This is a genomic window from Streptomyces sp. NPDC025793, from assembly GCF_055558375.1.
This window is the reverse complement of record NZ_JBVHMR010000027.1, coordinates 65,437-78,756: the sequence shown is the minus strand read 5'-3', so window position 1 is coordinate 78,756 and position 13,320 is coordinate 65,437. Positions and strand designations below refer to the sequence as shown.

Annotated in this window: 11 protein-coding genes; 8 read left to right on the top strand and 3 right to left on the bottom strand. The window is 71.6% G+C overall.

The features are described 5' to 3' along the window. The first annotated feature begins 44 nt into the window (after positions 1-44). Entirely contained in the window at positions 45-290 is a 246-nt protein-coding gene (locus tag ACZ4MF_RS35280; protein WP_356037538.1) for a hypothetical protein, read from the top strand. A gap of 123 nt (positions 291-413) precedes the next feature. Beyond that, complete coding sequence (gene holA / locus ACZ4MF_RS35275) at positions 414-1,403, top strand: DNA polymerase III subunit delta (protein ID WP_356037536.1); 990 nt, start codon at positions 414-416, stop codon at positions 1,401-1,403. A gap of 191 nt (positions 1,404-1,594) precedes the next feature. On the opposite strand, the gene rpsT is transcribed toward holA, so the two are convergent. Next, on the bottom strand, positions 1,595-1,861 hold the full coding sequence (gene rpsT, locus ACZ4MF_RS35270) for a 30S ribosomal protein S20 (protein ID WP_031158784.1): 267 nt from the start codon (positions 1,859-1,861) through the stop codon (positions 1,595-1,597). Positions 1,862-2,087: 226 nt separating this feature from the next. Here rpsT and lepA point away from each other — a divergent pair, with 226 nt between their 5' ends. The 4 genes from lepA (at position 2,088) to hemW (ending at position 9,311) form a co-directional block, all read left to right on the top strand. Further along, on the top strand, positions 2,088-3,962 hold the full coding sequence (gene lepA, locus ACZ4MF_RS35265) for a translation elongation factor 4 (protein ID WP_467496595.1): 1,875 nt from the start codon (positions 2,088-2,090) through the stop codon (positions 3,960-3,962). A gap of 271 nt (positions 3,963-4,233) precedes the next feature. Further along, positions 4,234-6,108, top strand: a complete 1,875-nt coding sequence (locus tag ACZ4MF_RS35260; protein WP_467496593.1) for an AMP-dependent synthetase/ligase — start codon at positions 4,234-4,236, stop codon at positions 6,106-6,108. A gap of 123 nt (positions 6,109-6,231) precedes the next feature. Continuing rightward, on the top strand, positions 6,232-8,052 hold the full coding sequence (locus ACZ4MF_RS35255) for a SpoIIE family protein phosphatase (protein WP_467496640.1): 1,821 nt from the start codon (positions 6,232-6,234) through the stop codon (positions 8,050-8,052). A gap of 26 nt (positions 8,053-8,078) precedes the next feature. Beyond that, positions 8,079-9,311, top strand: a complete 1,233-nt coding sequence (gene hemW, locus ACZ4MF_RS35250) for a radical SAM family heme chaperone HemW (RefSeq protein ID WP_467496591.1) — start codon at positions 8,079-8,081, stop codon at positions 9,309-9,311. 33 nt (positions 9,312-9,344) lie between these two features. On the opposite strand, the gene ACZ4MF_RS35245 is transcribed toward hemW, so the two are convergent. Both ACZ4MF_RS35245 and ACZ4MF_RS35240 read right to left on the bottom strand, forming a co-directional pair. Beyond that, positions 9,345-10,157 (bottom strand): DUF3097 domain-containing protein, encoded by an 813-nt coding sequence (locus ACZ4MF_RS35245; RefSeq protein ID WP_467496589.1) that lies wholly within the window; start codon positions 10,155-10,157, stop codon positions 9,345-9,347. 34 nt (positions 10,158-10,191) lie between these two features. Beyond that, positions 10,192-10,914 (bottom strand): MBL fold metallo-hydrolase, encoded by a 723-nt coding sequence (locus ACZ4MF_RS35240; protein WP_467496587.1) that lies wholly within the window; start codon positions 10,912-10,914, stop codon positions 10,192-10,194. A gap of 173 nt (positions 10,915-11,087) precedes the next feature. Here ACZ4MF_RS35240 and hrcA point away from each other — a divergent pair, with 173 nt between their 5' ends. Beyond that, complete coding sequence (gene hrcA, locus ACZ4MF_RS35235) at positions 11,088-12,104, top strand: heat-inducible transcriptional repressor HrcA (RefSeq protein WP_467496585.1); 1,017 nt, start codon at positions 11,088-11,090, stop codon at positions 12,102-12,104. Further along, positions 12,105-13,241, top strand: a complete 1,137-nt coding sequence (dnaJ, locus tag ACZ4MF_RS35230; protein WP_467496583.1) for a molecular chaperone DnaJ — start codon at positions 12,105-12,107, stop codon at positions 13,239-13,241. The last annotated feature ends 79 nt before the right edge of the window (positions 13,242-13,320 follow it).

Below are 13,320 nucleotides of genomic sequence, written 5' to 3'. Positions count from 1 at the left end.
CTGACCTGGCGGTTCTTCGCCCGGGGGTGCCGGAGAATGGGTGCGTGAGCGATGTGAGACACGTGCTGGTGCTGCCCGACCGGGAGGCCGCCGAGGAGGCGGCCGAGGCGCTCGGGGAGCGGTTCGGCCTGGCCGAGGAGCCCCAACTGGTCCGGGACGCCCTGGCCGGCGAGGACGACGCCGAGGACGCGCAGTGGCTGCTGGTCCTGCGCGACGAGGGCGAGCGGCTGGACCCCGCGGAACTGGACGCGTTCGCCGGGGAGTGGGACGGCTGGCGCGAGGAGCCCTGACCTCGCGAGCCCGCCCACCCCCGAGCCGGACCGGACCCCCGAGGCGGGCTCCGGGTCTGTTCAGGGACCGCTCAGGGTGCGCGGGCGGACTCGATGTCAGTGCCGCGTGGGATGCTGTAGGCGATGGCCAGGAAGACTGCGAATGACGACCCTCTCGCCCCGGTGACACTCGCCGTGGGCCAGGAGGACCTCCTGCTCGACCGTGCCGTGCAGGAGGTGGTGGCCGCCGCCAGGGCCGCCGACGCCGACACGGACGTACGCGACCTCACCCCGGACCAGTTGCAGCCCGGCACGCTCGCCGAGCTCACCAGTCCCTCGCTCTTCGCCGAGCGCAAAGTCGTGGTCGTACGTAACGCACAGGACCTTTCGGCCGACACGGTCAAGGACGTCAAGGCGTATCTCGGTTCGCCCGCCGAGGAGATCACCCTCGTGCTGCTGCACGCGGGCGGGGCCAAGGGCAAGGGCCTGCTGGACGCCGCGCGCAAGGCGGGGGCGCGGGAGGTCGCCTGCCCGAAGATGACCAAGCCGGCGGACCGGCTGGCGTTCGTGCGGCAGGAGTTCCGCGCGGCGGGGCGCTCGGCGACGCCCGAGGCGTGCCAGACGCTGTGCGACGCCATCGGCAGCGATCTGCGCGAGCTGGCCTCGGCGGTGTCGCAACTGGTCGCCGACGTGGAGGGGACGATCGACGAGGCGGTCGTCGGGCGGTACTACACCGGCCGGGCCGAGGCCTCCAGCTTCACGGTCGCCGACCGGGCCGTGGAGGGGCGTACGGCGGAGGCGCTGGAGGCGCTGCGCTGGTCGCTGGCCACGGGGGTGGCGCCGGTGATGATCACCAGCGCTCTGGCCCAGGGCGTGCGGGCCATCGGAAAGCTGTCGTCCGCGCGGGGCGGGCGGCCGGCCGATCTGGCCCGTGAGCTGGGCATGCCGCCGTGGAAGATCGACCGGGTGCGGCAGCAGATGCGGGGGTGGACGCCGGACGGTGTCGCGGTGGCGCTCCGCGCCGTCGCCGAGGCCGACGCCGGAGTGAAGGGCGGAGGCGATGATCCTGAGTACGCGCTGGAGAAGGCGGTCGTGACCATCGCCCGGGCCGCTCGGTCGCGCGGGCGCGGATAGGCGCACCGGGACACCGAAAACCCCGGTGTCCGCCCTGGGGAAGGGAGAGATACCGGGGTCTGCGATTCGAGCTGTTGGATTCGCACCCGCGTGGCGAACGCAGGCCGCGTGCGAATCCGTGGATGCCGAAAGGGAGCGGATGAGAGAGGGCCCGCTCTGGGTCCGTCCGGCGGTCAGATCAAAGGGAGAGTTCAGCCCTTGAGGGTCGTGACCTTGGAAGCGAGCGCCGACTTCTTGTTGGCAGCCTGGTTCTTGTGGATGACGCCCTTCGAGACGGCCTTGTCGAGCGCACGCGCAGCGGCGCGCTGGAGCTCGGTGGCCTTCTCGACGTCACCCGCGGCAGCGGCCTCACGGGCCTTGCGGATCGCGGTCTTCAGGGAGGACTTGACGGCCTTGTTGCGCAGCCGCGCCTTCTCGTTGGTCTTGATCCGCTTGATCTGGGACTTGATGTTCGCCACGAAGGAGCCTTTTCAGGTTCTGGTGCGGGGCCGCTCGGGTCCCGTACCGGTGATCCAAAATTTCTCGGACGTGCCTCGCGCTGAGAGGGCATGAGGCACAGCCATCTACAGTACCAGCGGCCCTGCCGGCAGCCCAAAACGGTCCCCGGTCGCTCCCCGTGGGACCATGGAGACTACGTATCGATCCGACCCGAGGCATAAGGCGCCTCAAGAGACAGGACCCTGCGTGCCCGCGACCCCTAAGCATGTGCCCGAGCCGAGCCGTACCGCCCCGGCGCTGATCCGCAATTTCTGCATCATCGCGCACATCGACCACGGCAAGTCCACGCTCGCCGACCGGATGCTCCAGCTGACCGGTGTGGTCGAGCAGCGGCAGATGCGTGCTCAGTACCTCGACCGGATGGACATCGAGCGCGAGCGCGGCATCACGATCAAGTCCCAGGCGGTGCGTCTGCCCTGGGCCCCCACCGAGGGCCCCGATCAGGGCACGACCCACATCCTCAACATGATCGACACCCCGGGGCACGTCGACTTCACCTACGAGGTCTCGCGGTCGCTGGCCGCCTGCGAGGGGACCATCCTCCTCGTCGACGCCGCCCAGGGCATCGAGGCGCAGACCCTCGCCAACCTCTATCTGGCGATGGAGAACGACCTCACGATCATCCCCGTGCTGAACAAGATCGACCTGCCGGCCGCCCAGCCGGAGAAGTTCGCCGAGGAACTGGCGAACCTGGTCGGCTGCGACCCGTCCGACGTGCTGAAGGTCTCCGCCAAGACCGGCCTCGGCGTGGAGGCGCTGCTGGACAAGGTCGTCAAGGAGATCCCGGCCCCGGTCGGCGTCGCCGACGCCCCCGCCCGCGCGATGATCTTCGACTCGGTCTACGACTCCTACCGCGGCGTCGTGACGTACGTGCGTGTCATCGACGGTCAGCTCAACAAGCGTGAGCGGATCAAGATGATGTCCACCGGCGCCACCCACGAGCTGCTGGAGATCGGCGTCAGCTCGCCCGAGATGCTGCCGGCCGACGGCCTCGGCGTCGGCGAGGTGGGCTACCTCATCACCGGTGTGAAGGACGTCCGCCAGTCCAAGGTCGGTGACACCGTCACCAGCCAGCAGAAGGGCGCGACGGAAGCCCTCGGCGGCTACAAGGACCCGAAGCCGATGGTCTTCTCGGGCCTGTATCCGCTGGACGGTTCCGACTACCCCGAGCTGCGCGAGGCGCTGGACAAGCTCCAGCTCAACGACGCCGCGCTGGTCTACGAACCGGAGACCTCCGCGGCCCTCGGCTTCGGCTTCCGCGTCGGCTTCCTCGGCCTGCTGCACCTGGACGTGATCCGCGAGCGGCTGGAGCGCGAGTTCGGCCTCGACCTGATCGCCACCGCCCCCAACGTGGTCTACCGCGTGGTCATGGAGGACGGCGGCGAGCACGTCGTCACCAACCCGAGCGAGTTCCCCGAAGGCAAGATCAACGAGGTGTACGAGCCGGTCGTGCGCGCCACCATCCTGGCGCCCACCGAGTTCATCGGCTCGATCATGGAGCTGTGCCAGACCCGGCGCGGCACCCTGCTCGGCATGGACTACCTCTCCGAGGACCGGGTCGAGATCCGCTACACGCTGCCGCTCGCGGAGATCGTCTTCGACTTCTTCGACCAGCTGAAGTCCAAGACCCGCGGCTACGCCTCCCTCGACTACGAGCCCACCGGCGAGCAGACGTCCAGCCTGGTCAAGGTCGACATCCTGCTGCACGGCGACAAGGTGGACGCCTTCTCGGCGATCACCCACAAGGACGCGGCGTACGCGTACGGCGTGCGGCTCGTGGCCAAGCTGCGCGAGCTGATCCCCCGGCAGGCCTTCGAGGTGCCCATCCAGGCCGCCATCGGCTCCCGGGTGATCGCCCGCGAGACCATCCGTGCCATCCGCAAGGACGTCCTCGCCAAGTGCTACGGCGGTGACATCTCCCGTAAGCGGAAGCTGCTGGAGAAGCAGAAGGAAGGCAAGAAGCGGATGAAGATGGTGGGTTCCGTGGAGGTTCCGCAGGAGGCGTTCATCGCCGTCCTGTCCAGTGATGACAGCGCGGGGTCGGCCAAGGGCAAGAAGTAACCACGGGTAACAACGGGTTACGTCCGCAAACCGGGCATGAAGGGGCTCGTCGTACGAAAGTGCGGCGGGCCCCTACGCACGCGTAACGTCGCTCTGCGTGGAACGTGCGGGGAAACAGACAGCACGATGCCCCTTACGCAGCGGCCGGTCGCGGCTTACTCTGATCCCTGCTCGATAGTTACTCGCGAGTTAAACAACACGCGCGAACCCCACCGTGAGTCACCCCAGCCGCACTGAGCCAGCCGCACCGTCGCGGGCCCCGGAGGATGTCGTGAGCGACACACAGACCCTGATCGAGAACCGTCCGCCGTCCGTGGCGTCCCTCTTCCTGGAGCGCGTCGAGGCCACACCGGACGCCGAGGCCTACCGCTACCCGGTGCCGCCGTCGTCGGGCCAGGGCCCCGACGACTGGAAGTCGCTGAGCTGGGCGCAGGCGGCCGAGCGGGTGTACGCGATCGCGGCCGGACTCATCGAACTGGGTCTTCAGCCCGAGCAGCGGGTGGCCCTCGCGGCCTCCACCCGCGTCGAGTGGATCCTCTCCGACCTAGGCATCCTGTGCGCGGGCGGTGCGACGACCACGGTCTACCCGCAGACCAACGCCGACGAGTCGGCCTTCATCCTCTCCGACTCCGAGAGCCGGGTGCTCATCGCCGAGGACGCGGCGCAGGTCGCCAAGGCCGTCGAGAAGCGCGCCGAGCTGCCCGAGCTGACCAAGGTCGTCGTCATCGACCCGGCCGGCGTCGAGACGGACGACTGGGTGATCACCCTCGCCGAGCTGGAGCTGCGCGGCGCCGCCCATCTGGAGAAGCACCCCGAGCTGATCAAGGAGCGGGTCGGCGCGATCACCGGGGACCAGCTCGCCACCCTCATCTACACCTCCGGCACCACCGGCCGCCCCAAGGGCGTGCGCCTGCCGCACGACAACTGGTCGTACATGGCGAAGGCCATCGCCGCGACCGGCCTGGTCACCATCGACGACGTGCAGTACCTGTGGCTGCCGCTCGCGCACGTCTTCGGCAAGGTGCTCACCTCCGGACAGATCGAGGTCGGGCACGTCACCGCCGTGGACGGCCGGGTCGACAAGATCATCGAGAACCTTCCGGTGGTGCAGCCGACGTACATGGCGGCCGTGCCGCGCATCTTCGAGAAGGTCTACAACGGCGTCGCCGCCAAGGCCCGCGGGGGCGGCCCGGCCAAGTACAAGATCTTCCAGTGGGCCGCCGAGGTCTCCCGCGAGTACGCCAAGGTCACCCAGGACAACTTCCGCCGCACCGGCACCCACTCGGCGCCCTTCGCCCTCGCCGCCAAGCACAAGGTCGCCGACACCCTCGTCTACGCCAAGCTCCGCGAGGCCTTCGGCGGCCGGCTGCGCGCCTGTGTCTCCGGCGCCTCCGCGCTCGCGCCCGAGATCGGCTACTTCTTCGCCGGCGCCGGCATCCACATCCTGGAGGGCTACGGCCTCACCGAGTCCTCCGCGGCCTCCTTCGTCAACCCCGGCGAGGCCTACCGCACCGGCACGGTCGGCAAGCCGCTGCCCGGCACGGAGGTCCGCATCGCCGAGGACGGCGAGATCCTGCTGCGCGGCCCCGGCATCATGCAGGGCTACCACAACCTGCCCGACAAGACCTCCGAGGTGCTGGAGTCCGACGGCTGGTTCCACACCGGCGACATCGGCGAGCTGTCCCCCGACGGCTATCTGCGCATCACCGACCGCAAGAAGGACCTCATCAAGACCTCCGGCGGCAAGTACGTCGCCCCGGCCGAGGTCGAGGGCCAGTTCAAGGGCGTGTGCCCGTACGTCTCCAACATCCTGGTGCACGGCGCCGACCGGAACTACTGCACCGCCCTCATCGCCCTCGACGAGATCGCGATCCTGGACTGGGCGAAGGAGAACGGGCTGGAGGGACGGTCGTACGCCGACATCGTCGCCGCGCCGCAGACGGTCGAGATGGTCGACGGGTACGTGCGGGAGCTCAACGCGGGGCTCCAGAAGTGGCAGACGATCAAGAAGTTCCGGCTGCTGCCGAGGGATCTCGACGTGGAGCACGGCGAGATCACGCCGAGCCTGAAGCTGAAGCGGCCGGTGGTGGAGAGGGAGTACAAGGCCCTCATCGACGAGATGTACGCCGGGACGAGGGAGAAGTAGCGCGTGGTTCCCCGCGCCCCCGGGAGTTTGCGCTCCACCTTGTTCAAAAGTGGCCCTCTTCTGGCCACTTCGATAACTGAGCGCTTCTGATCGCCCCCTGTCTGTCACCCTGGCCGCATGGACATGGCGGCCATACCCACGCAACGGGAGAGCGGGCCACGGGCCAGGGAGGCACGGGGGCGGGCGGCGCTGCCCGGGAGTGCGCTGGCGCCCGGGGCGGCGCGGGCGCTGGTGCGGGCCGCGCTCGCCGACGAGCCGGGCGTGGCGCCGCGGCTCGCCGACGACGCCATGGCCGTCGTCAGCGAGCTGGTGACCAACGCCGTCGTGCACGCCGGTACGGACGTCGAGGTCGAGTGGCGGCTGGAGGAGAGCGGCGCGCTCACCGTGGAGGTGTGCGACCGGCACCCCTCGCGCGCCCCGCGGGACCCCCTCGGCGGCGAGGCGCCGTACGACGCCCACGAGTACGGGCGCGGGCTGCGGCTGGTCGCCACGCTCGCCGAGTCCTGGGGCGTCACCTACCGCGTCGGCGCCAAGACCGTCTGGGCGCGGCTGCCCCCGGGCGGCGTCGGCGAGCCGGACGGACCGGCCCCGGGCGCCGCCCTGGCGGTCGCCGAGGAGCTGGCCCCGCAGCCGCTGCGGGCCGACAGGGAGGGCGAGTGGCTCGGCCGGGGCGCGCTGTCCTTCCTCGCCGAGGCCTCCGACCTGCTCGCGGGACAGCTGGACGAGTCCCTGGTCACCGCGCTCACCGGCCAGCTCATCGTGCCCCGGCTCGCCGACTGGTGCGCGGTGTGGCTGGAGGACGAGGCGAGCGCGCGCGGCGGCATCGGCGGCGGACCCGCCCGGGTCTGGCACACCTGCGAGGGCCATGTCGAGGAGCTGCACCGCACCCTGGAGAAGGAGCCGCCCGCCCCGCGCGAGGGGCTGCGCTCGGGCCCCGAGCCGTACCCCTGGCCCGGCGACGCGCTCGGCCCGCGCGGCGCCGAGGGCACGGCGCTGGCGTACCGGCTGATCGCGGGCGGCCGGCCGCTCGGCACGCTGGTCATCGGCCGGTCCGGCCCCGCCGCCTTCCCCGACGAGGTCACCGGCCTCGTGGAGGACCTGGGCCGCCGGGTGGCGCTCGCCATCGGCGCGGCCCGCCAGTACGCCCGCCAGGCCACCATCAGCGCCGTGCTCCAGCGCGGGCTGCTGCCCGGCGCGGTCGCCCAGATCCCCGGGATGAGCAGCGCGCTCGTGTACGAGCCGTGCGACAAGGGCGGCCCCAGCGGCGACTTCTACGACCTGTTCCCGGCGGGCGACGGCCGCTGGTGCTTCGCCATCGGCGACGTCCAGGGCAAGGGCCCCGAGGCGGCCGTCGTGATCGGCCTCGCCCGGCCCTGGCTGCGCCTGCTCGCCCGCGAGGGCTACCGGGTCGCCGACGTCCTCGACCGCCTCAACCAGCTCCTCCTGGACGACGCCACCGAGGCCGCCGACGCCGCCGCCCGCGCCCTGGTCGCGGTGGGCGGCCGCCCCGTGGCCCCCGGGGACGGCCCGCAGACCCGCTTCCTCTCCCTCCTCTACGGCGAGCTGACGCCGCACGCGGACGGGGTCCGCTGCACGCTCGCCTCCGCCGGCCACCCGCTGCCGCTCGTCCTGTGCCCCGACGGCACGGTGCGTACGGCGGCCCGCCCGCAGACCCTGCTCGGCGTGATCGAGGACGAGACCTACACCAGCGAGACCCTCGACCTGCGGCCCGGCGACAGCCTGCTGTGCGTCACCGACGGGGTGACCGAGCGGCGCTCCGGCTCCCGCCAGTTCGACGACGGCGACGGACTCGCCCGCGCCCTGTCCGGCTGCGCGGGCCTGGACGCCGAGCTGATCGCGGAGACGATCCGCCGCCTGGTGCACGACTTCGGCGGCGGCCAGCCCGAGGACGATCTGGCGCTGCTCGTCCTCCAGGCGGAGTGACGCCCGGGGTGCTGGACAATGGGGACATGCCTTCCGCACTCCCCGACGGCGAGCCCGTCCCCGCCGACGGCGCGCTGCCCGCGTCCGCGCTCGCCGGGGCCGCCGACCGCCCGCTGGGCTTCTACCTGCACGTGCCGTACTGCGCCACCCGCTGCGGCTACTGCGACTTCAACACCTACACCGCGACCGAGCTGCGCGGCACGGGCGGCGTGCTGGCGTCCCGTGACAACTACGCGCAGACGCTGACGGACGAGATCCGCCTCGCCCGCAAGGTGCTCGGCGACGACCCCCGGGAGGTCCGCACGGTCTTCGTCGGGGGCGGTACGCCGACGCTGCTGGCCGCCGACGATCTCGTCCGGATGCTGGGCGCCATCCGCGACGAGTTCGGCCTGGCGCCGGACGCGGAGGTGACGACGGAGGCGAACCCGGAGTCGGTCGACCCGGCCTATCTCGCGACCCTCCGCGAGGGCGGCTTCAACCGCATCTCCTTCGGCATGCAGAGCGCGAGGCAGCACGTGCTGAAGATCCTGGACCGGACCCACACCCCCGGCCGCCCCGAGGCCTGCGTGGCGGAGGCGAGGGCGGCGGGCTTCGAGCACGTCAACCTCGACCTGATCTACGGCACGCCGGGCGAGAGCGACGACGACTGGCGGGCGTCGCTCCGGGCGGCGCTGGGCGCGGGCCCGGACCACATCAGCGCGTACGCCCTGATCGTCGAGGAGGGCACCCAGCTCGCCCGCCGGATCCGCCGGGGCGAGATCCCGATGACCGACGACGACGTCCACGCCGACCGCTATCTGATCGCCGAGGAACTGCTGTCCGCGGCGGGCTTCGACTGGTACGAGGTCTCCAACTGGGCCACCTCGGAAGCCGGGCGCTGCCTGCACAACGAGCTGTACTGGCGCGGCGCCGACTGGTGGGGCGCGGGCCCGGGGGCGCACTCGCACGTGGGCGGCGTGCGCTGGTGGAACGTCAAGCACCCGGGCGCCTACGCGGCGGCCCTGGCCTCCGGCCGCTCACCGGGCGCCGGGCGCGAGCTGCTCTCCGACGAGGACCGGCGGGTCGAGCGCGTCCTGCTGGAGCTGCGCCTGCGGGAGGGCGTGCCGCTGTCCCTGCTGAAGCGGGAGGGACTGGCGGCTTCCCGGCGCGCGCTGGGGGAGAGCCTCCTGGAGTCGGGGCCGTACGACGAGGGGCGCGCCGTGCTGACGCTGCGGGGGCGGTTGCTGGCGGACGCGGTGGTGCGGGACCTGGTCGACTGAGACCGCACCGAGGCACGAGGCGCCCGCGTTCGGCTACGCGGGCGCCGTGACGAAGTCGATCAGCTCCTCCACCCGCCCCAGCAGCTCCGGCTCCAGGTCCTTGTAGGAGCCCACCCGCTTCAGGATCGCCTGCCACACCGCGCCGGTGTTGTCCGACGGCCAGCCCAGGGCGCGGCACACGCCCGTCTTCCAGTCCTGGCCGCGGGGGACCCGGGGCCACTCGGCGATGCCCAGGGCGGCCGGCTTCACGGCCTCCCAGATGTCGATGTACGGGTGGCCGACGACCAGCGCGTGCTCGCTCGTCACGGACTCGGCGATGCGCCATTCCTTCGTGCCGGGGACCAGGTGGTCCACCAGGACGCCCAGGCGGGCGTCGGGCCCGGGAGCGAACTCCGCGACGACCGACGGCAGATCGTCCACGCCCTCCAGGTACTCCACCACCACGCCCTCGACGCGCAGGTCGTCGCCCCAGACCTTCTCGACCAGTTCGGCGTCGTGCCGGCCCTCGACGTAGACGCGGCCGGCGCGGGCCACGCGCGCGCGTGCGCCGGGCACGGCGACCGAGCCGGAGGCCGTACGGGTGGGCCGTACCGGACCGCGCGACGACGACGGCCGTACGAGCGTGACCACCCTGCCCTCCAGCAGGAAACCGCGCGGCTCCAGCGGGAAGACACGGTGCTTGCCGAAGCGGTCCTCCAGGGTCACCGTGCCCGCCTCGCAGCGGATCACCGCCCCGCAGAACCCGGTGCCGGGCTCCTCCACCACCAGACCCGGCTCCGCCGCCACTTCCGGCACGGGCGGGGACTTCTTCCACGGCGGGGTCAGATCGGCGGAGTACTGGCGCATTCGAGTGACGATAGGAGAAGTCGCGGACCAGCGCCTACGACACGCCGAAGCGGGCCGCCAGCCGATCGCGCTGCCGTCGTACGAACGCCGCGTCCACCACCGCTCCGTGACCCGGCACGTACAGAGCGTCCGCACCGCCCAGCGCCAGCAGCCGGTCGAGCGCGGCGGGCCAGCGGGTCGGGACCGCGTCCGGGCCCGCCTGAGGCTCGCCGGACTCCTCGACCAGGTCGCCGCAGAAGACCACCTCACGGTCGCCGGGGACCAGGACCGCCAGGTCGTTCGCGGTGTGGCCGGGGCCCACGTTGGCCAGCAGGACCTGGCGGCCGGCGCCCAGGTCCAGGGTCCACTCGCCCGAGACCTGGTGGGCGGGCGGGACCAGCGCGTCCGTCGCCTCGTCGGCGTCGGCGACCGGCAGGCCGTTCCTGATCGCGTCCAGGCGCAGTTCCTCCCGCTCGTGGGCGAACACCGCGTCCGCACCCACCGCCGCGTACACCCGCGCCCCGGCGAACGCCGGGACCCCGAAGACATGGTCGAAATGGGGGTGGGTGAGCGCGAGATGGGTCACACGGCGGCCGGCCAGTTCCTCGGCCTGCCCCCGCAGCCGCGCGCCTTCGGCCAGACTCGACCCGGCGTCCACCAAGAGCGCCGTACCCTCGCCGAGGACCAGCCCCACCGTGCAGTCCCAGCCCGGCAGCCGGCACCGCCCGACCCCGGCGGCCAGCCGTTCCCACCCCAGCTCTTCCCAAGTCACGGTCATACCGCGACGCTAGCCGTACGACGCGTGGCGAGCGCACCGACCTTGCCCCGGGTGTACCGGACAGTCGTACACTGGGGCCGGGAAAGGGCTGGCACTCGTATGGGAAGAGTGCCAGGAGGCCGACCCCGACGGACGAACGGGGCGAGGGGACGACGTGCTGGAGGTGCGCGCGCATGCTGAGTGAACGCAGGCTCCAGGTGCTGCGCGCGATCGTCCAGGACTACGTCGGGACGGAGGAGCCGGTCGGCTCCAAGGCGCTGACCGAGCGGCACAACCTCGGGGTCTCCCCGGCGACCGTCCGCAACGACATGGCGGCCCTGGAGGACGAGGGCTTCATCGCGCAGCCGCACACCAGCGCCGGGCGGATTCCGACCGACAAGGGCTATCGGCTGTTCGTCGACAAGCTCGCCGGTGTCAAGCCGATGACGGCTCCGGAACGGCGGGCCATCCAGAACTTCCTGGGGGGCGCCGTCGATCTCGACGACGTCGTGGCCCGTACCGTACGGCTGCTCGCGCAGCTCACGCGGCAGGTCGCCGTCGTGCAGTACCCGTCTTTGACCCGGTCCACCGTCCGCCACGTCGAGCTGCTCTCGCTCGCGCCCGCGCGCGTGATGCTCGTGCTGATCACGGACACCGGCCGGGTCGAGCAGCGGATGGTCGACTGTCCGGCGCCGTTCGGCGAGGCCTCGCTGGCGGATCTGCGGGCGCGGCTCAACAGCCGGGTCGCGGGGCGCCGGTTCACGGACGTGCCGACGCTGGTCGAGGATCTTCCGGACGCCTTCGATCCGGAGGACCGCGGTACGGTCTCCACGGTGCTCTCCACTCTTCTGGAGACACTCGTGGAGGAGAACGAGGAGCGGCTGATGATCGGCGGCACCGCCAATCTCACCCGCTTCGGACATGACTTTCCCCTCACGATCCGGCCCGTCCTGGAGGCCCTTGAGGAGCAGGTCGTGCTCCTCAAACTCCTTGGCGAGGCGAAGGATCCGGGCGTGACCGTGCGTATCGGTCACGAGAACGCACACGAGGGACTCAACTCCACGTCCGTCGTGTCGGTGGGCTACGGTTCGGGCGGCGAGGCGGTTGCCAAGCTCGGCGTGGTCGGACCGACCCGCATGGACTACCCGGGAACGATGGGAGCGGTACGCGCAGTGGCACGGTACGTCGGACAGATCCTGGCGGAGTCGTAAGTGGCCACGGACTACTACGCCGTTCTCGGCGTGCGCCGCGACGCGTCGCAGGATGAGATCAAGAAGGCGTTCCGTCGGCTCGCGCGCGAGCTGCACCCGGACGTCAACCCGGATCCGAAGACCCAGGAGCGGTTCAAGGAGATCAACGCCGCTTACGAGGTGCTGTCGGACCCGCAGAAGAAGCAGGTCTACGACCTCGGCGGCGACCCGCTCTCGCAGAGCGGCGGCGCGGGCGCGGGCGGCTTCGGCGCCGGTGGCTTCGGCAACTTCTCCGACATCATGGACGCGTTCTTCGGTACGGCGTCGCAGCGCGGGCCGCGCTCGCGCACCCGGCGCGGCCAGGACGCGATGATCCGCATCGAGGTCGAGCTGAACGAGGCGGCCTTCGGGACCACCAAGGACATCCAGGTCGACACGGCGGTCGTCTGCAACACCTGCAACGGCGAGGGCGCGGCGCCCGGTACGACCGCCCAGACGTGTGACATGTGCCGCGGCCGCGGCGAGGTCTCGCAGGTCACCCGGTCCTTCCTGGGCCAGGTCATGACCTCGCGCCCCTGCCCCCAGTGCCAGGGCTTCGGCACCGTCGTGCCGACCCCGTGCCCGGAGTGCGCGGGCGACGGCCGGGTCCGCTCCCGGCGCACGCTGACCGTCAAGATCCCGGCGGGTGTCGACAACGGCACCCGGATCCAGCTCGCCGGCGAGGGCGAGGTCGGCCCCGGCGGCGGTCCGGCCGGCGACCTGTACGTCGAGATCCACGAGCTGCCCCACTCGACCTTCCAGCGGCGCGGCGACGACCTGCACTGCACGGTCACGATCCCGATGACCGCGGCCTCGCTCGGCACCAAGGTGCCGCTGGAGACCCTGGACGGCATGGAGGAGGTCGACATCCGGCCGGGCACCCAGTCCGGCCAGTCGATCCCGCTGCATGGCCGCGGCGTCACGCATCTGCGCGGCGGCGGCCGGGGTGACCTGATCGTGCATGTCGAGGTCACGACCCCGACCAAGCTGGACCCCGAGCAGGAGCGACTGCTGCGCGAGCTGGCCAAGCTGCGCGGCGAGGAGCGTCCGCAGGGGCAGTTCCAGCCGGGTCAGCAGGGGCTGTTCTCGCGGCTGAAGGACGCGTTCAACGGTCGCTGACGCGAGCTGCCGGGCGGCCGGGGGGGCGGGGGGTGGCCCCCGGGCAGGCACAGTCAGCCGGGTCAGCAGGGGCTGTTCT